An 18137-nucleotide genomic window follows, 5' to 3' on the forward strand; every position below is an offset into this window, starting at 1 on the left:
GCCGGTCGCATCGCGCACATATGGAGGGGCGCCCCGACCCGGGGCGCCCCTCCGCATGTGATGCCCCGGCACAGCGGAGACACCCCGCCGCACGGAGCGACGGCTCAGCTGCTCAGCGGCTCACCTGCGCGCCGGCTCAACCGGCGAACCCCTGCGGCTCACCCTGCGCACCGGCTCACCCGGCGAACCGCTGCGCCGCCGATCCGTCGCACGCGGCGAGCCGCGCCCGTTCCTCGGCACCCGGCAGCGTCATGCACAGCCCGGTGTCCGCGGCGGGCCGGAAGGTGGACCCGTTCCGCACGAACTGCTGTGCACCCGCCCCGGAGCAGTTGCCGAGCTCCAGCCCGGCCCCGTCCCGGACCGTGCCGTCGCTCTGCACGCACCGGTCGTGGGTCTGGCCCGCGTAGAGCGCCTTGCCCTGCGCGTCGTACCACCACTGCTGGTTGCGCTTGTCCGCCGCACCGCAGGCCCAGCCGCGCACGTCCGTGCCGACCGCGCTCGCGGCCCCGTCGGCGTCCAGGCAACTCCCGGTGCCCTCGTTCCGCAGCTGCCCGAAGGCGTCGTCCCAGGCGAGCCGGTAGAGCTTCGGCTCGCCGCGGCCGGCGGGATCCGCGCAGGAGGCCTCCCGCACTCCCTGCTGCCCGGCCCGGTACATCTCGGTGAAGCACGCGGCGAACGCGCCGTGCCCGCGCACGTTCGGGTGGAAGGACTGGCGGACCGAGTTGGAGTCCGGCGGGAACGGGTTGGTGAGGTCCACATACAGCCCGCGGGCCCACGTGTTCTCCATGCACACCTCATGGCCGTGGAAGAGCCGGGAGGCGTCCAGGAAGTCGGCCCCGGTGTGCGCGGCGGCCGCCCTGATGCCCTTCTCGAACTTCGGCACCGCCGTGTTGCGGCCCCAGGCGGCGTCACTGGTGTATCCGACGCAGCCGCCGACCAGCTTGCCCGGGAACTTGGGGTTGTCCTTGATGTCCGGACCGATGGGGCTGGGGTAGGCCATCAGGACGAGCTGGTAATCGTCGTCCGCGTACCCCGCGTCGCGCATCACCGTCCGCAGGTCGCCCACGGTCCGCTCCACCTTGGGCACCAGGCCGTCGACCCGGTCCTGCCAGCCGGGGTCGTACTTGGGCTCACACCGCCCCTGGAAGGTCAGATAGCGAGTGACGCAGTCGGTCATCACCGGCCCGAACTGCAGGTCGTCGTTGGCCCCGACGACGAGCATGATCTGCTTGAGCCGCGTGTTGCGTGCCTTGATGGCCAGGCTGTCGCTCTGCACCAGCTCGTCGGCGTACTGCTTGGTGCCGCCGATCCGGATGTTCTGGGTGCTCGCACCGGAGCAGGCCACGTTGTACGTCACGTCCGCATCGATGCCCGTGCGGTGTACGGCCGCGTCGGGCGACCGATGGCACCAGTTGTCCGGACCGTTGGTGCCCGGCTCGTAGGTGCCGACACCCTCCCCGGAGATCTCGCTGTCACCGAGCGAGATGAGGCTCGTGCTGCGCTCTCCCAGCGGCCGCTCCTCCGGGCTGCCGTAGAGCTCCCGGGCCTCAGCAGCCCGGATCTTCTCCAACTCGGGCGGCAGCGGCGTACTCACACGGGCGTCCGCCTTCGCGGCCGCCGCCCCGCTCGCGACCGCCCCGCTCGTGGGCGCGGCAGCCGCCACGCCCGCACCTCCGCACACCATGAGCAGAGCCGCCGCGAGCGCGGTCGCGGATCTCCTACGCGCCATCAGGTGGTCTCCCTACGGCCGGCAACATTGTTACCAGCGGTACCTACCCGCAAGTACCGGAGAAGGGAACCACCCGTGCGGACCCCACCGCACAGCGCTCATCCTCGACACGCCGCCACCGAGACGGAGTTACCGACCCCGTCGGCCTTCCGACCCGCCCTCAGGCGTCGAGAACCTGACCCTCCCGGCGGACCACAGGGTGCTCGACGGACCAAGGGAAATTGATCCACAGATCCGTCCGCTTCCAGACGTAGTCGCACTTCACCAGGGAATGGGACTTCTCGTAGACGACCGCGCTGCGCGCCTCGGCCACATGCTCGGCACAGAAGTCCTGCACCAGCTTCAGCGTCTTGCCGGTGTCGGCGACATCGTCGGCGATGAGCACCTTCTTCCGGCTGAGATCGACGACGTTGGGGACCGGAGGCAACATCACCGGCATGGCCAGCGTCTCCCCCACCCCGGTATAGAACTCGACATTCATCACATGAAGGTTCTTCACATCGAGCGCATAGCCCAGCCCGCCGGCCACGAAGAGCCCACCGCGGGCGATGGAGAGGATGATGTCCGACTCGTAACCGTCGTCGGCCACCCGCTGCGCCAGCTCCCGGATGGCCTGCCCGAAGAGGCTGTAGGTCAGGTTCTCGCGCTCGTGCGCCTGCTCGTCACTCACAGGTGGCCCTCTGCTCTCTCGTCCCTCAGTTGCCCGACCGGCTGCCCGGCCGGTCACCCCGCAGGCCACTCGGCCGCGGATCCGCCTCAGACATGGGTCCGGTGGAAGTTCAGATACGAGCGGGACGGCGTGGGCCCGCGCTGCCCCTGGTAGCGGGAGCCGTACCGCGCCGAGCCGTACGGGAACTCCGCGGGAGTCGTCAGCCGGAACATGCACAGCTGGCCGATCTTCATACCGGGCCACAGCTTCATGGGCAGCGTCGCCACATTGGACAGTTCGAGCGTCACATGGCCGGAGAACCCCGGATCGATGAAGCCCGCCGTCGAGTGCGTCAGCAGCCCCAGCCGCCCGAGCGAACTCTTCCCCTCCAGCCGCGAGGCCACGTCCTCCGGCAACGTGATCACCTCGTAGGTCGAGGCCAGCACGAACTCCCCGGGGTGCAGGATGAACGGCTCGTCACCCTCGGCCTCGATCAGCCGCGTCAGATCGGGCTGCTCCACGGCGGGGTCGATGTGCGGATACCGGTGGTTCTCGAACACCCGGAAGTAGCGGTCCAGCCGCACGTCCACACTCGAGGGCTGCACCATGGCCGGATCGTAGGGATCGATCCGCACCCGGCCGGCGTCGATCTCGGCCCGGATGTCCTTGTCTGAGAGAAGCACGGGCCGAGACTACGCGCACGGAACGGGGCCGGCCCAATCGGACCGGCCCCGCGACGCTGAGCGCCTCCTCGGAGGAGGACGCCGCGCCCTCACCCCTTCCGCTGCCGCACCACGGGCACCGCCTGCCGCAGCCGCCCGCACTGGGGACAGCGCAACAACCGCCCAGGGCCGATCCGGGAGGTTCCGAGCTGCTGCATCGGGAACGTCGTGGTGCTGAAAACATGCCCCTCGGCACACCGGACGACAGTGGATTCCATCGCTTCCCTCTCCCCAGTCACGTGGATGCGTGGACGACAAAAGCCACGTTAGGGGATGAGTCCGACGCTCTGACGCCCGGCACTCCATCCCCACCGTACGCCCCTCAACTCGCCCACCCAGCCGCCCGGAACACCGCCCGGAACACGCCCGGACCACAGCTGCGGACGCGATTCCGGACACACCGAAGAGCCGCGGACACCCCGCGAGGACAACGACGGAACAGCGCCGACGAACCGGACCGACGAAGACCGGGCGACACCACCGCCACCCGCACCGACACCCCCACGCCCCCGGAACAGCAGAAGGACCCAGGCCGTATGCGACCGGGGTCCGCCATGAGGTAGAGTGTCCGACGACGAGCCAGCCCATACCCGGCTCCTCGCGGGCGTAGTTTAATGGTAGAACATGAGCTTCCCAAGCTCAGAGCGCGGGTTCGATTCCCGTCGCCCGCTCCATGACGAAGACCCAGGTCAGTGACCTGGGTCTTGTTTGTTGTGTAGACCTGTTGGGGCCGTCCGTGCCCTCCGCGTGCCCTAACTCCGTGGAAAGCACGGCTATAAGGGCACTCCCCGCACCACCAGGGTGGTGTGGGGATCACTCCGTCTCGAATGACGAGACGCATTCGACCTGCGGGTGAACCAAGCCCGGCAGAAGGGCCGCGACACCAAACAGCACGTGTGGCACTGCTCCGTACGGGCCGCACCCGAAGACCGGACCCTCAGCGACGAGGAATGGGCCGACATCGCCCGCCGCGTCGTGGCCGCCACCGGAATCGCGCCCGAGGGCGATCCGGACGGGTGCCGCTGGGTCGCGGTACGGCACGCCGACGACCACATCCACATCGCCGCCACCACAGCGCGGGGCGACTTGCGCAACGAGAAACACTGGAACGACTTCCTCACCGCCGACCGCGAACTGGAAGCCGTCGAGAAGGGACTACAGCCTCCACCGCATCGCGCGCGGCGACCGCACCGCCGCCCAGCGCCCCACCCGCGCCGAACAGGAGAAGGCCCGCCGCACCGGGCGATCACAGACCGCACGCGAGCGACTTCGCGGCACCGTGCGGACCACCGTTGCCGCCGCCAGCAGCCAGGAAGAGTTCATCTCCCTACTGGACGCCAACGACGACGTACTGGTGGAGGTACAGCGCTTCCCCTCCGGCGACGTCCGGGGCTACAAGGTCGCCCTCGCCTCGGACACCAACGCGGCCGGAGAGCCGGTGTGGTTCTCCGGCTCCAAGCTCGCCCCCGACCTGTCCTACCCCAAGATCCACGAACGCCTGACCGCCATCGATAAGCCAGCGCCACACCGCCAGGCCAACCCCTGGCACCAGGCCACCGCCACCCTCGAACGCATCCCCCGCCGCCTCGACCAAGGCGACGACGACGCCTCCCAGGCCCACCTGGCCGCCCTCGGTGAAACCCTCGACGCCCTCACCCTGATCGCACCGAAGGATCTCCGTCCCGGCCTGCACCAGTCGGCAACCATGTTCGAGCGCGCCACCCGCTCCCGTATCCGCTCCGACCACGACAAGACCCGCGCCCTGCGCAGCGCCATGCGCGCAATCCTGCGCCAGCCAGCCCCCAAGGACGGGGCCGCACTCGCAATGCTGCTGGACGCAGCGCTCCTCGCCGTCATCGCCGCCGCCCGCTGGCACGAAAAACGCCACCACCAACAGCAAGCCATCGCCGCCCGCCAAGCCGCCGCACCTCTCCGCGACGTCTACGAGCAAGCCGCAGCAACACCGCTGGCCGCACTCGCCGAGCGCAAGCCCCCGCACACAACGACAGCCCGCCATGCGGACCTCATACGCCAATCCCTCCCCGGGCACGCGGACCGAATCATCAACAGCCCCGCCTGGGAGGCTCTAACCACCGCGCTCACCGACGCGCAGACCGTCGGCCACGACCCCGGCCGCCTACTCCAGCAAGCCGCCGACCAACGCACCCTGGACGACGCACACTCCCCCGCCAAGGTCCTGGTCTGGCGCATCCACCGCATGAGCCAACGCCCCGCACCCAGCCCCCGCGCACGAGCCGCCCAAGCCCGCACCACCACTCGCCCTCGCTCCACCCACCAGGTAGAGGCACCCCGAGAAGCCACCCCTCACACCGCCGCCCACCGCCCTGGTGCCCAGCGACGACGGTGACTCATCACAGGACACCCGCCTCCCCACGGAGGCGGGCGTCCTGTCTTCCCCGTTGATTACGGCAAGTACGTCTTCTGCCACTCCACGGAGGTCATGTTCAGCGCGGCCTCGGCGAGGCTCTGTGCCGAGGCTGTCTTCAGCTTGGCCACGCTGCTGTCGATCCAGCCCTGCACGTTCGAGCAGCCCTGCTCGCGATACTCGACAGCCTGGATGAGGCACTCAAGCTTGTCAGCGTCGTGTGCGCAGATCACTTCGAGGGAGTCGCCATTCTCGTACTCGTCCACGATCCGCTTGGCACCGGCCTGTACGGCTGGGTGAGCGGCGGATACCTGGTCCGCGGTGACCTTCTCGTTCGACGCGGCGTCCAAGTAGCGCCGGCCAATGTGCGGGATGTCGCTGACGCGGGTTTCCTGGGTGTCGTGCCAGAGCCCGAGGAGCGCGGTCTTCGCGGGGTCGGCGCCTTCCATCATGGCGAGCACGGAGCCGATGAGGCCAACGCGGAAGGAGTGCTCGGCGATGGTCTCGGGGTCCTTCACGCCAGCGATCCACCAGCCTGATCGCTTCGCCCGCTTGAGCATTCCCATCTCCAGCAGGAAGCTTGCTGTGCCTTTCGCCTGCTCCTGCTCTGTGTCCGCCATGGCTCCTCCGGTCTGTCACGCACGGTTCTCGCGTAGAACGTAATGCACGGAGCTGAGTTCGTGCCGGGATCGCTTGGAGATTCGGTCGTCGTCGAGGAGCTGGGCCGTTCGCTGATCCAGTCTGTTCGCCAGTTCGGCGGAGGCCAGCGGAAGCCAGGGCTGAGACGACAGAAGCGCCCACAGCGAGTGGGCGTAGAGATCGACGTAGCCCGGTGCTTGGTCCAAGCCCTCCACGAGCCCCCGCATGAGCCGGAGTGGTTCCCAGTCGGTTGGCCGATCCCTCATGAACCCGTCGTTCGCCTGGGGCTCGCGGATGGCTCCGAGCCAGTAGGCCCAGTAGTTCAGGTTCGCCGCCTCGGCCGTATCGTTGTCGGCCATCGACCGGTCGATGAAGTCCCGCAGCGGTTGCGAGTCGCCCAGGCGTACGAGGGCCGTTGCGGTGGAACGCGCAGCCGCCCAGTGGGGAGTCCACCCTCGCGCCACGATCAGGTCTCGCCGGACGTTCAGGGCATGGCTCATCCACGAGATTGCTTCGCGGCTCCGGTCGTAGGAGCACAAGTAGAGCGCTTGGCGGTGTAGCAGTATCCCGTCTTCGCCCGCGCGGGCCGCAGCCTCCGCGGTGTCCCGTAGCTGGGAGAAGAACCGGCTGCGTTCCGGAGCCGACAGCAACGGCGCGGCCGGAACTGGTCCACGTCGGGCCTTGGTCGATCTTGATGCAAGCGCTGGAGGCGTAGTGCCGTTGAGTGACCAGGCGAGCATGTGGGCCGCATCGCGGGTGTGCACCCAATCGGCGAGCGGGTGACGCTTATCGGCTGACGGCTCGATAGTGGCGCTGATGATGCGGTCCGCGTCCATGGCGGGGTCGAGGAGACCGAGGACGGCCGGATCGCTACCGAGTCCGAGTAGCCGACGCCGGAGTTCGAGAAGGGAGCCCGCCTTCATGTTCGCCAACGGTCGGCGCCCGGACTCCCACCCCTGCCAGGTTGCGAGGTCCACGCCCATGGCTTCCGCCATGCCGGCCTGCGTACCGCTTCCTGGAACGCTTTCCCTGGCCATACGGAGCACGAACCCAGCGATGGTGCCTGCCGCTGCCCTTCCGCGCGCCGCCCCTTTCGCGGCCATGCCGCCCCCTGTGCACTGCGTCGTCTAACCCGTACCCACAGTCAGTACTACTCCAATGACAACGACCGTAGGTTCTGGCTGTGGGATCAACCAGGGCCTCCGCATGGCGATTTGGTTGACCCCTGATGCCGCCGAGCCGGACGCCCAGGTCCGGGTGATCGGCGGCAGGTAGGAGAGCGCCTGACGTCCGGCCGACGTCAGTTCGGGCGTTCAACGCCACCGGAGGGACGACCCCGTGACCATGACAGCGATCCGGCCCAACGCGATTGGTGTCCCCGGCTACAGCGAGACCTGGCCGTGCGAGGCAGGGTCCGTCAGCCGCGCTCGCAGCCTGGTCAGAGCCGCTTTGAGCGCCTGGGGCTTCGACCATCTCATCGAGGACGGAACGCTCGTCGTCTCCGAACTGGTCAGCAACTCTGTGCAGCACACAAGCTGCCGCCTGGTACGTGTCAGCATCACCCTGGCCACTCATCAACGCGTACGGATCGCGGTCTCTGACAAGTCCCTCAGCCTGCCCGAGCCCAATCTGCTGGAGGACGATGCTGAAGAATCGGAGGCCGGTCGGGGTCTTCTCCTGGTGGAGACACTGGCCGATCACTGGGATGTCGAGCCGCACCGCTGGGGGAAGACGGTGTGGGCCGACTTGCTCACCGAAACAGCCGACCAATCGGCGGTGGAAAGCGTATGAGAGCCCGCCACGCGAAGCAGCGCCGCTTCTCCCTCACCTTCCACGACCGGTCGGGACGCAGTAGCCGGACGAATGCCGAGCTGGACGAGCGCCGCACTCCGGGCGCGGCCTGGGCACACCGTCCGGCAGCTCCGGAGCATCTGGCCGAAGGTGCTCCTGACGAAGCCGTTCTGCGGCGGTTTCTGGAATGCATCGCTGGCGGCTGGAGGACGCCGACGAACCGGTGCCCGTCACCCGGGACACGGTGGAACGGACAGTCGCACTGGTGCTGAGCAAGCGGTTCGACCCGGTGACGGACGGGGAGGCCGAGCACACCATCAGTACGTTGCGCGGCTTTCTGCTGGCTCTCGCTGACGCAGCCGAATCGGAGTTGGACACGGGTCGTGTCGTAGTGCGGGAAGTCGTCAATCGCGCACGGGCCACGGCGTACGCCCCACTCGGCACCTCCAGGGCAGACGCCCGTAGCGCGGCCGAGACGCTGCGCGACGTGTTGACCCTGCTGGAGCGGGAGGGCTGGGGCCAGGCTCCCGGTGCGGTGAAGGAGAGCAGGCTCGTGATCGGCGAAAGGTGACCCCCTCGTCTGAACACGACCCGCACTCGCAGGAAGTCCGGCCTGCAGCAGCAGGAGCCGGGAGAAGGAAACAACCCGTAACTGAACGGAAGGGGAAACGGATGGGATGGGGCACCGGCAAGGGTGGCAGTGGAGGCGAGGGCAAGCACTCCGGAGGCAAGGACCCGGGCACCTCCAAGCCGTCGTCCGACACGCAGCACCCCAAGGACGAGCCCAAGCACAAGGGGAAGTAGGCACTCACGGATGACAACCGACCCCCGTGCCGCTGAGCAGGCCGCCATGAGCGGCCTGCTCAGCAGGCTCCACCAGTCACTCCATGGCCCGCTGGCCCCCGAATGGGAAGCGGCCTTCCACGCCGTTCCCCGCCATGCCTTCCTTCCCGACACGGTGTGGCTCGGCGACGACCTGGCTCCCTGCAACTGCCAGGACGACTTCGATGCCTGGCTACGGGCCGCTTACGACGACGCCCCGGTCGTCACCCAGATCAACGATGGCCACGCCCCTGGTCCCGAGGACGACCGCTGGCCCTCCTGCTCCGCATCGGCACCCAGCATCGTCTTCCGCATGCTCGACATGCTGGATCTTGAAGGTGGGGAACGCGTTCTGGAAGTCGGCACAGGCACTGGCTGGAACGCCGGCCTGCTCGCCCACCGGCTCGGCACCTCCCTGGTGACCACCGTGGAAGTGGACACACTCCTCGCCGACCAGGCCCGCGCGAACCTGGAAGCCGTCGGCCTGAGCCCGCACGTCATCACCGGGGACGGAGCCGTGGTCGCCGACCGTGCAGTGGACCGCATCGTGGCCACCTGCAGCGTCCGCCAGGTACCTCGGCGCTGGGTCAGCGGCGTGGCTCCGGGTGGGGTCATCCTTCTTCCCTGGGAGAGTCCGTGGCTGTGTTACGGGCTGCTGCGGCTCACTGTCCAGCCGGACGGCCCCGCGGTCGGTCGCTTCCACCCGCACTCGGCGTTCATGCTCATGCGCGGCCAGCGCACCGACCTGCGGATCTTCCGCGACGTGGTACGCGACGACCACATCCCCACCGAGTTCACCTCGGCCCTGTCGCCTTGGGCCGTCAGCGGGGACAACTGGGCCGCGCAGTTCGCCATCGGCCTGCAGCTCCCGGATGTGTGGTGTGCCTGGCACCACAACCCTGACGTGGACGGCGTGGAAACCCGCCTGTGGGTAGCCACGACCGACGCCACCTCCTGGGCCGCCGTCGACCACGACGGTAAGACTGACGACGCCTTCGCCGTCTGGGAGCACGGGCCCCGACGGCTGTGGAGCGAAGTCGAAGCCGCGTACCACTGGTGGACCGAGGCCGGACAACCCGGCCCCGAACGCTTCGGCATGACGGTGACCTGTGACGGGGCACACCAGCCATGGCTCGACGACCCCGAACGCCCCGTCCCCCGACGCGTCCAGGGACAAAGTACGTGAGCAGGACGGTCATGACCCGGCACCCGTCACCGCCTGGCTTTCCCGCCACGGCCTACGGGCTGGTGACTGACCAGTCACGGCGTGTGCTGATCGTGCAGCCCCAAGGCAAGGGCGCCAATGCGCCGTGGCGTCTTCCTGGCGGGCTCGTTGAAGGAGGCGAGACACCCCGCGAGGCCCTGCGGCGGGAGCTGCGCGAGGAGCTGTCGCTCGACCGAGCAGCAGGCCCCCTGCTGGTACAGGAGTGGGTTCTGCCCCACACGCCGGGCCGCCGCGCGAGGATGACGTTCCTGTTCGCCACCCCTCCGGTGACTCCGCAGGAGGCCAGCCGCATCCTGCTGGAGCGCCGCGAAGTGGCCGCCTGCCGCTGGATACCGCCGGAGGCGGCAGTGGAGCTGCTGCACAAGCGGCACGCCCTCCGCCTGACCCGGGCCTACGCCGGGCCGGTACCCGCCTACCTCGAACACTGACCACCAGACCGACCGAGAGAAAGCCCCGCCCATGTCTGACTTCCCAGAGCGCACCCTGCGCATCGGCACCCGCTCCAGCCCCATGGCCCTCGCCCAGACCGAACACGTCAGCGGCCTGCTGCACCAGCTCCTCCCCGAGCTGACCATCGAGACCGTGCCGACCACCACAGAAGCCGACCGCTGGCAGGGCGACCTGGCCCAGCTCGGGGGCAAGGGCCTGTTCGTCAAAGCCATCGACCAGCAGCTCCAGCGCGGCGACATCGACATGGCTATCCACTGCCTCAAGGACGTCCCCGGCGACGAACCCCTCCCCAAGGGCCTCATCTTCGCCGCCATGCTGCCCCGCGCCGACGTACGCGACGTCCTGCTCGTCCCCCACAAATCCACAGCCAAGTCCCTCGGCGACCTGCCGTCCGGAGCCACCGTCGCCACCACAGCCGTACGCCGCAAAGCACAGATCCTCGCCCGCCGCCCCGACCTCAACGTCGTACGCGTACGAGGCGCAGTCGGCACCCGCCTGGAGAAACTGGACGGCACCAAAGGCGACCTCAACGCCGACGCCATGGTCCTCGCCCGCGCCGGCCTCGAACGCCTCGGCCTGACCAGCCGCATCGTCTACCAATTCCCCACCGACGAGATGCTGCCCGCCGTCGGCGCCGGCGTCCTCGCCCTCGAATGCCGCCGCGACGACACCGCCGTAACCGCACTCCTGGAACAGCTGAACCACGCCCAGACGCAAACCGAGGCGACCGCCGAGCGCGTCATGCTCCACGGCCTGAGCGGACACTGCAACAGCCCCATCGCCGGATACTGCACCACCGACCCCGACGGACAACTCTCCCTGCGCGGCATGGTCTTCTCCCGCGACGGCTCCAAATTCGCCCACGCCCACATCTGGGGCGAAACCTCCAACGACCCCGGCACCCTCGGCTCCCGCGTCTGCGCCGAACTCCTCCGCCAAAACGCCCGCGACATCATCGACGGCATCCCCCACTGACCCGACGCCAACGAGCGACACTCCAAGACGACCAAGAACGCCAGGAGCGGGGCGAGGGATACTCCGGCTGCGACACCGCCAGGGGGCACTGCGCCCATCCGACCCGGGCCACCCGCTACGAGAGAATCGCGCCGCCCACCTCGCCGGACTCCACATCACAGGTATCTTCCCCTGGGCGGCCACCGGTGATCGGGAGGGCATCGCCCTGTCGATCCGAAGGGGTCACCCAGGCGGCGCAGAACCGGAAGCGAACCGGCGATCTGTTCCAGTGGGGTCCTGCGACGTCTGCCCCATGTCCGCTGATCGAGGCTGCGAAGGCAGAAGTGAACTCTTCGCCGAGGTGGGAGCGAACGGCCTTCCGTCGGCCTCTCGGCCTCCCGTCCGCCGCAGGAGGCGCCTCACGGAGGTGTAGAAGCGGTCGGGGAGGAATACGGCGTCGGCGACGATCATGGCGGCGGAGAAGTACGGGAGTCCCATGAGTACCGCGATCCCCAGGTGCATGCCGAGGAGCATCGGGAGGAGGGCGTACTTCGGTCTGCTGAACAGCAGGCATGGGAAGGCCACTTGAAGCAACACCGTCAGGTATCCGGCGACAGCGATGAAGGTGGTCTGACTGTCGACCATGTGCGACAGTGCCGGCCAGGGCCGGAACAGGTCGAGGTTGAGTACATAGTGGAGGGCGGTTCCGTCACCCCAGAAACTGCCCTGCACTTTGTAGAGACCCGCAGCCCCGTAGAGGAGACAGACCTGGGCCGCGATGACCAGCATCCCACAGTTGTGGATGAGCGTCGTCAGGTATCGCCGCGCGGTCCCGAGCTGGTGTCGCAGGCTGGAGTTCTCCGCGGGTGCCGGAAGCCCCGCAACTGTCGCACCGGGACGGAGCCGGTGCCTGCGCGCGTCGAGGGACCACCGGCGTCCGCATGCGGTGAAGCAGAGGTAGACGGACATGAGAAGGATCAGGTTGTCTCCGCCATCCGTCATGAAGATGGTCCGTGCGTGGAACGAGGCCACGATGACCGCGAAGGCGACGGAGATGGCCCTGGTGTGCCAGCCCAGCATGAAGAGCAGGGAGGTGACGAGGGCCAGGGCGTAGCAGGTCTCGAAATACGGGCGCCCCGAGTACAGAGTGAGGATGCTGGACCAGCCGGTCTGCACGAACAACTCGTTGGCGAGCGCGGGCGTCCAGGGCGAACCGGGGCCCCAGAGCTCGTCGCGGTGCGGGAACTCCCGCAGGAGAAAGACGAGGTAGAGGAACCCGTAGCCGATGCGCAGCACCGCCGCGGCGTACAGGTAACCAGCCCGCTCGGTGAGGGCAGCACGGCATGACCTCACGGTGTCGAACATGCGTTTCCTCGCGGTACCGACGGTCTGTGCGGTGGCCTGCCGCGTATCGGGCGAGTTCGGGGAATCCGGGTGCTCAGTTCGCACGGGGGGTCACCTCCCACCACGGCAGATGCCGGACCTCTCCACGAGGGGGTGCCGCGGGCTGAGAACTTCCTGCGGTTGCCGGCGGCGCGATCGGACGGGTGTGCACACGTAGCTGAACGCTCTCGAAAGAGCCCCGCCGGTGCGCAGCGACTCGATCCGCCGCGATGTTCCTCAGGTACTCCTGCATCATTCGAGCCCGTTCCGAATGGGGTTGATCGTCCCCGCCGTGTGTCTCGAGGTAAGAGGCCCAAGCCCTGCGAAGGGTGTTCTGCGCAGTGTGGCTCGGAAAGACACTGTGCCTGACCGCTGCATCATCCACCGCAGACAGATCGAACCAGTCACTGACCTGACGGGTTCCGCCTTCCGTAGTGTGCATGGTTCTCACCGAGATCTTCTGATTGAAAGATTGCGGGTTCGGGGCGAAGAGTTTCCAGTTCTGCTCGAACAGAGGGAAGATCCATGCGTTGATCTGATCCTGGTATCGTTTCGAAATGGTACTGGGTGGCGCCACGTGCAGAAAAACGAAAAGCAGATGGATGAGGCATGTGGCCACGCACAGAGTGGCGACGATCTCGACGACTCGTCGCAGCGGGCGAGAAAGTGCGGAACTCTCCCGTGGGCGCGGCGATGTACCAGCCGGTCTCTGCCTGCTTGCCCTCGCATCGTCGGTAGACGCCTCATCGATCAGTCCGCTTTCCATTCCCTCACATCCAGTAGCTCGGAACTGCGCCGCCCGCTCAACTTCTCCCACTGATAACCCGGTGCGGGTGTGGCGGGACCCTCAGGGCCCCGCCACACCACTGCCCCATCCGTGCGCCACCGACTGAACGCCGGACCTACCGGTCCTGCTGTGCACGCTTGGACAAGTTTTCCGTCCAGCTGCGCATGTTCACGAAACAGTCAGCCGGCGGGTCGACCAGAAATGCGGCCTCCTTACACTGCCTCCCGGCAGGGCGCGGGCCCGTCACCGGCACGCTTGCCGTGCTCACACTTCTTGCCGTGGTGGCCAGAGGGCTTGTGATGCCCACACTTCCCATGGCCCTTGCACGGCTTGTGATGCCCACACTTCCCGTGACCCTTGCACGGCTTGTGATGCCCACACTTCCCGTGACCCTTGCACGGCTTGTGATGCCCACACTTCCCATGACCCTTGCACGGCTTGTGATGTCCGCTCTTTCCGCCACCCGTGGTATTCCCGGCGGTGTTGCCCTGGGTGATTCCGGAGGTGTTGCCCTCGGTGTTTCCGGCCGTGTTGCCCTGGGTGTTCCCGGAGGTATTGCCGGAGGTGTTGCCGTCGTTTCCTGCTGTGTTACCGACAGTGCTCCCCTGGACGTTGCCTTGGGTGTTGCCGCCCACGGTGTTGCCTGCGATCGATCCGCCGCCGCCCGTGATCAGGCCGCCGGTGCCGCCGGTGAGGATGCCTGTACCGCCCAGGACGCCGCCCAGAACGCCCGTCGTGGTGCCTGTGGTCGATCCGCCGTTCGTGGTGCCCGTGGTGGTCCCGGTCGTGGTACCGGTAGTGGTGCCCCCGTTCGTGGTGCCCGTGGTGGTACCAGTCGTGGTGCCCCCGTTCGTGGTACCCGTGGTTGTCCCGGTCGTGGTACCCGTGGTCGTGCCGGTCGTGGTGCCGCCGTTGCACAACGGCCGGGTGATCTGGTTGCTGTCCAGCGTCACGGAACCTTCGCGCGCCAGCGCCCGGCCTTCGATGGTCGCCCCGGTGTTTGCGGTGATCGAGGTCAGCGCCAGGATGCTGCCCACGAAGGTTGTGTTGGTTCCGAGCGTGGCGGAGCTGCCCACCTGCCAGAAGACGTTGCACGGCGAAGCGCCGTTCACCAGGAGCACGCGGCTGGCAGATGCCGTCGTGAGCGTTGATCCGATCTGGAAGAGGAAGACCGCGTTGGGGTCGCCCTGGGCGTCCAGGGTCAGCGTGCCCGTGAGACCGATGGAACTCGACGCGGTGTAGACCCCAGGAAGAAGCGTCTGTCCACCCAGATCACCGGAAATACTGGCATCCGAAGCCTGGCCCGCGGCGTTGTTGTACGCCGTGGTCAGGTCGCTCTTGGCCTGTTGGGCTGCGGCATCGGCCACGTGGGTGTCCCCGTTGACGATTCCGGGCGGGAACCCGCTGACAGCGGTTCCGGGGTGCACCCCGAGGTCGCCGTTGATCACGGTCGGCCCGGTGTTGGTGACGGACTGGCCTGCGAGGACGGCGTAGCTCTCTGCGGTACCGAGAGGGACGGCTGTCGCAATGGCCTGCGCTCGAGAGGCGGTTACTGCGACCATGACTGCGGCGATCATCGCGATCACCGCGAGCCACGCGGGGACGGCACGCCTGGTGAGCGCACCACTGAGGCTGGATCTCATGAAGATTCCTACCCGTGTACGAGACTCTGCGGACAATTTCACGGCCCCTCGCGCTTCATCAGATAATCGCTGCGGCACATGCCAACGGCATGTGCTTGGCGAGGCCGAAGGCGGCGAACGGCATTCACCTGACGAGTGAGGTCTGAGCGAGGCGACTCGCGCCGTTGCACGCCCCCTGAAAACTGACTGCAACGTCGGGGCGAAGCACTGGCACACCATACGCATTTTGACTAGGGCTTATGCGCATGCAACCTCTCCGACACGACCCCCTCCCCGACGGCCATCTGACGCCGAAGGCAAGAAACTGCATTTCAAACAGGATGAAGGGCCCTTTAATCGTGCCGATCTCCACCGTCAGGCGAGCCTCTCGAACAGCCCAAAGAAAAAAGCCCGGGCGTGGCGCCCCGCCGCCACGCTGTCCTGCGAAACAGGCGGAGCTGTTCGCCTCCGACGCAGACAGTCGCCAGAAAGGTACCGCTACACGGTGTGGAAGGTAATATAATTCGAACTTCAACCGCTTTTGGTGTGCCCAGAGAGCACCTCGGGCGCCTTCTTGCCAATCGCACCGTGAGAGCTTCGGCCCAGCCAGCCCTCGTTGTGCCGTCAAGTACTGTCCGACAGGGACCGTGCCTGAGTTGTTGCAGTCGTCGAGGCGTCAACGATGGAGTGCTCGGGCACCCTTCCTTCCGTTGAATCCGCCGTGAATTTCCGGGCCCCTCCGGACATCTGGCCGTACCGCGCCAAAGCGACCTGCCGGGACATACCGCGACCGGAATAGAGAGGTTGTCCAGGAAGCGCGGCCCACCAGCGCCAACGCTGGATTGATGGTGTCCTTCGCCGGGGTCGGCCGACCCTTCTGCCTTCTCTGTCCCCAGCTACGTGTACTGCTTCTGGCTCCGCAGCACCGCCTGCCGCTGCGTCCTGCAGGATGCGCAATAGTCAGACAACTGCGCGGCACCCCCACGGTCAGCCATCCCGTTGCGAAAGAGCAGACGTTGGCACAGTGGGCCGCTGTGCGAGCCGGGTCTCCTGATCGGCTCTTCTACTCATCGGCATCCGGCCAGGGGAACTGTCGGAGCGGAGACCGTGGCAAGTCGGGACACTCCGCCCCGCGAGAGGTAGCGAGGGCTGACGCGCCGCGTGCCCCACCCGTGCCCTTCCGAGGGGGAAACGGCGGTCAACAGCGGCGGCACCAGGCCAGTCACATGAGTCGCCTCTGGCACGTCCTCGCAGGTCAACGTACATATTGATCTTGCAGGCGCAGTTGATTCCCAAGCTCAGAGCGCGGGTTCGATTCCCGTCGCCCGCTCCAACGCGAACCCCCAGGTCATGGACCCGGGGGTTCGTTCATTGTCGAGCCGCGACATGCACCGCTCAGGCCGCATACGGGGTGAAGGTTACCCGGGAGTCCTCCGCTGTGAGCGCAACGTTCAGCGAGCCGTCCAGGGCCTTGGCAAGGCGACGCAGCAGAGGAAGCGTCGGGACGGTGTCTCCACCCTCGATGCGCGAGATCTGCGGTTGCGTCATCTCCGCACGATCGGCCAGTTCGGTCTGAGACAGGCCGAGTTCGACGCGGCGGTCGTAAATGGCCTGTCCGAGGTCCCCGGCGAGACGTGCGTCGATGTACTCCTGGTCGTACTCCACAGCTTCACCGAGAAGCTGCTTGGTACGACGCGTCTTCCACTGGTTGTGGTTCATCACGCCTCCCTGACTCGGTCGTAGGTGTGCTGGGCCGGACCATGCTCGGCCTCGCAGGCTTTCTGCGCCTGATGGGCACGCTCGATCTCGGCAGTCTCATGCATTCTGGTCTTGCGGAAGACGGTCAGCAGCACGATCCGCCGGCCCGGGGCGAGCCAGTAGGGGATACGGACGGCATCCCCGTCGAGCGCCAGCCGCAGCTCACGCAGCTTGCCGCCCAGATGGCGCGAATACGGCTCGCCGAGTGTCGTGGGCTCGGCCAGTAGACGGTCCGCCTTGTCCTCCACGCGGCGATAGAGGCGGAAGGGCAGCAAATCGAGCCAGTCCCGCACCTCGGGCTCAACCTCGATCACATACTGCCCATCCATGCACTCAACGATATATGCGTTAGATTGCATACCGCAAGCTCACGCAAGAGGGCATGGGAGGTCAGCGGCCACTGGCTGCGGCCAAGTACCGGCTAAAGCAGCACGGGCACGTACCACGGCATCCCCCGGCATCCCCCGGCGGGGCGCTCTGCGCCACCCCAGAGAGGGGGGCACCCAGTCCATCTGACACCGGTCAGCCGAAGCCGTACCTGCGACCGCGACCAGGGCGCGTGTGAACGCGGAGCTCAGCACCGTCGGCCGCCGTGCCCGATGCGTGCCCGTCAGGGCGGCGATTCACGGTCAACAGCGGCTCTCCAGGACCTGCCCAGCAATGGCCGGAGAGCCACGTCTCAACAGGTCAGCACCTGGTTCCCCGCTTGATGTCCGGTACTTCCCAAGCTCAGAGCGCGGGTTCGATTCCCGTCGCCCGCTCCATGACGAAGACCCAGGTCAGCGACCTGGGTCTTGTTTGTTTCTCTGGGTCCCGTTGGTTTCTGGGAATGATGCCGCAGACGTGCCGTCGGACTGACATGCCCTATTTGGCGTGGGGTTGGCAGGCGAGGACGTAGGCGTCGGCGGCCATGACGGTGTCGCAGGCCTCGACCGCGCGGCTCGGCTGATTCCCGCCCGGGTGCAGTGGGCCGACCGGATTTCACGTGGAGCCGACGTGGACCGCGGCGATGCGCGCCATGCCGGCCAAGGCCATGGTGGGCGCGGTGGCGTAGCGCAGTACCGCTCTCGGCTGATGCCCAGGAGGTCGCTGTGCGGAAGCAGGGTTCCTTTGAAGAACGCTTGGCTTTGTCCTGTCCCGCCCCTCCGAACAGAGGCCGACCCGGTCCCTGGGGCCAGGGCCGGGTCTTGGGGTGCGGCTCTCGTACGGGAAAACCTTCC

At 67.3% G+C, this 18137-nt stretch carries 16 protein-coding genes, 1 tRNA gene and 1 pseudogene; 8 read left to right on the top strand and 10 right to left on the bottom strand.

What is annotated here, in order from left to right:
* Positions 1 to 175 precede the first annotated feature (175 nt).
* From ACFYMO_RS11425 to dcd, 3 genes are all read right to left on the bottom strand, one after another.
* Positions 176 to 1729, bottom strand: a complete 1554-nt coding sequence (locus ACFYMO_RS11425) for a ricin-type beta-trefoil lectin domain protein (protein WP_366772998.1) — start codon at positions 1727 to 1729, stop codon at positions 176 to 178.
* Between the two features lie 160 nt (positions 1730 to 1889).
* Positions 1890 to 2399 carry a phosphoribosyltransferase gene (locus ACFYMO_RS11430; RefSeq protein ID WP_388545779.1) on the bottom strand — a complete coding sequence of 170 codons (510 nt, stop codon included), beginning with the start codon at positions 2397 to 2399 and terminating at the stop codon, positions 1890 to 1892.
* A gap of 86 nt (positions 2400 to 2485) precedes the next feature.
* Positions 2486 to 3061: a dCTP deaminase gene (gene dcd, locus ACFYMO_RS11435; protein ID WP_074998957.1), complete on the bottom strand. Its 576-nt coding sequence runs from the start codon at positions 3059 to 3061 to the stop codon at positions 2486 to 2488.
* A 639-nt stretch (positions 3062 to 3700) separates the two neighbouring features.
* On the opposite strand from dcd, the gene ACFYMO_RS11440 reads away from it, so the two are divergent.
* Both ACFYMO_RS11440 and ACFYMO_RS11445 read left to right on the top strand, forming a co-directional pair.
* A tRNA-Gly gene (locus ACFYMO_RS11440) sits at positions 3701 to 3774 on the top strand.
* A gap of 169 nt (positions 3775 to 3943) precedes the next feature.
* Positions 3944 to 5468, top strand: a pseudogene (locus ACFYMO_RS11445) (relaxase/mobilization nuclease domain-containing protein); the annotation flags it as partial.
* A 56-nt stretch (positions 5469 to 5524) separates the two neighbouring features.
* Here ACFYMO_RS11445 and ACFYMO_RS11450 read toward each other — a convergent pair.
* Entirely contained in the window at positions 5525 to 6106 is a 582-nt protein-coding gene (locus ACFYMO_RS11450; RefSeq protein ID WP_366773001.1) for an HD domain-containing protein, read from the bottom strand.
* Positions 6107 to 6121: 15 nt separating this feature from the next.
* Complete coding sequence (locus tag ACFYMO_RS11455; RefSeq protein WP_360685622.1) at positions 6122 to 7120, bottom strand: XRE family transcriptional regulator; 999 nt, start codon at positions 7118 to 7120, stop codon at positions 6122 to 6124.
* A gap of 349 nt (positions 7121 to 7469) precedes the next feature.
* On the opposite strand from ACFYMO_RS11455, the gene ACFYMO_RS11460 reads away from it, so the two are divergent.
* The 6 genes from ACFYMO_RS11460 (at position 7470) to hemC (ending at position 11388) form a co-directional block, all read left to right on the top strand.
* The gene (locus ACFYMO_RS11460; RefSeq protein WP_360685749.1) at positions 7470 to 7916 is read left to right on the top strand and encodes an ATP-binding protein; all 447 of its coding nucleotides are present in this window, start codon (positions 7470 to 7472) and stop codon (positions 7914 to 7916) included.
* Between the two features lie 187 nt (positions 7917 to 8103).
* Positions 8104 to 8487: a DUF6415 family natural product biosynthesis protein gene (locus ACFYMO_RS11465; RefSeq protein ID WP_366773002.1), complete on the top strand. Its 384-nt coding sequence runs from the start codon at positions 8104 to 8106 to the stop codon at positions 8485 to 8487.
* Between the two features lie 101 nt (positions 8488 to 8588).
* A complete protein-coding gene (locus ACFYMO_RS11470) occupies positions 8589 to 8720 on the top strand; it encodes a hypothetical protein (RefSeq protein ID WP_360685628.1) in 132 nt (43 codons plus the stop codon).
* A gap of 10 nt (positions 8721 to 8730) precedes the next feature.
* Complete coding sequence (locus ACFYMO_RS11475) at positions 8731 to 9924, top strand: methyltransferase (protein ID WP_360685631.1); 1194 nt, start codon at positions 8731 to 8733, stop codon at positions 9922 to 9924.
* An 11-nt stretch (positions 9925 to 9935) separates the two neighbouring features.
* Positions 9936 to 10391, top strand: a complete 456-nt coding sequence (locus ACFYMO_RS11480; RefSeq protein WP_366773053.1) for an NUDIX hydrolase — start codon at positions 9936 to 9938, stop codon at positions 10389 to 10391.
* A gap of 31 nt (positions 10392 to 10422) precedes the next feature.
* On the top strand, positions 10423 to 11388 hold the full coding sequence (gene hemC, locus ACFYMO_RS11485) for a hydroxymethylbilane synthase (protein WP_366773003.1): 966 nt from the start codon (positions 10423 to 10425) through the stop codon (positions 11386 to 11388).
* 222 nt (positions 11389 to 11610) lie between these two features.
* Here the strand turns inward: hemC and ACFYMO_RS11490 are convergent, their stop codons facing one another.
* The 5 genes from ACFYMO_RS11490 to ACFYMO_RS11510 form a co-directional block, all read right to left on the bottom strand.
* Positions 11611 to 12732 (bottom strand): HTTM domain-containing protein, encoded by a 1122-nt coding sequence (locus tag ACFYMO_RS11490; protein WP_366773004.1) that lies wholly within the window; start codon positions 12730 to 12732, stop codon positions 11611 to 11613.
* Between the two features lie 73 nt (positions 12733 to 12805).
* Positions 12806 to 13516 (bottom strand): DUF5819 family protein, encoded by a 711-nt coding sequence (locus ACFYMO_RS11495; protein WP_366773005.1) that lies wholly within the window; start codon positions 13514 to 13516, stop codon positions 12806 to 12808.
* A 233-nt stretch (positions 13517 to 13749) separates the two neighbouring features.
* Positions 13750 to 15180: an ice-binding family protein gene (locus ACFYMO_RS11500; RefSeq protein ID WP_388545788.1), complete on the bottom strand. Its 1431-nt coding sequence runs from the start codon at positions 15178 to 15180 to the stop codon at positions 13750 to 13752.
* Between the two features lie 1374 nt (positions 15181 to 16554).
* Positions 16555 to 16878, bottom strand: a complete 324-nt coding sequence (locus ACFYMO_RS11505) for a helix-turn-helix domain-containing protein (protein WP_099882997.1) — start codon at positions 16876 to 16878, stop codon at positions 16555 to 16557.
* The gene (locus ACFYMO_RS11510; RefSeq protein ID WP_243084624.1) at positions 16878 to 17246 is read right to left on the bottom strand and encodes a type II toxin-antitoxin system RelE/ParE family toxin; all 369 of its coding nucleotides are present in this window, start codon (positions 17244 to 17246) and stop codon (positions 16878 to 16880) included. The genes ACFYMO_RS11505 and ACFYMO_RS11510 overlap by 1 nt, the downstream gene beginning before the upstream one ends.
* Between the last annotated feature and the right edge of the window lie 891 nt (positions 17247 to 18137).

Source organism: Streptomyces sp. NPDC007025 (genome assembly GCF_042869455.1).
Taxonomy (GTDB): Bacteria; Actinomycetota; Actinomycetes; order Streptomycetales; family Streptomycetaceae; genus Streptomyces.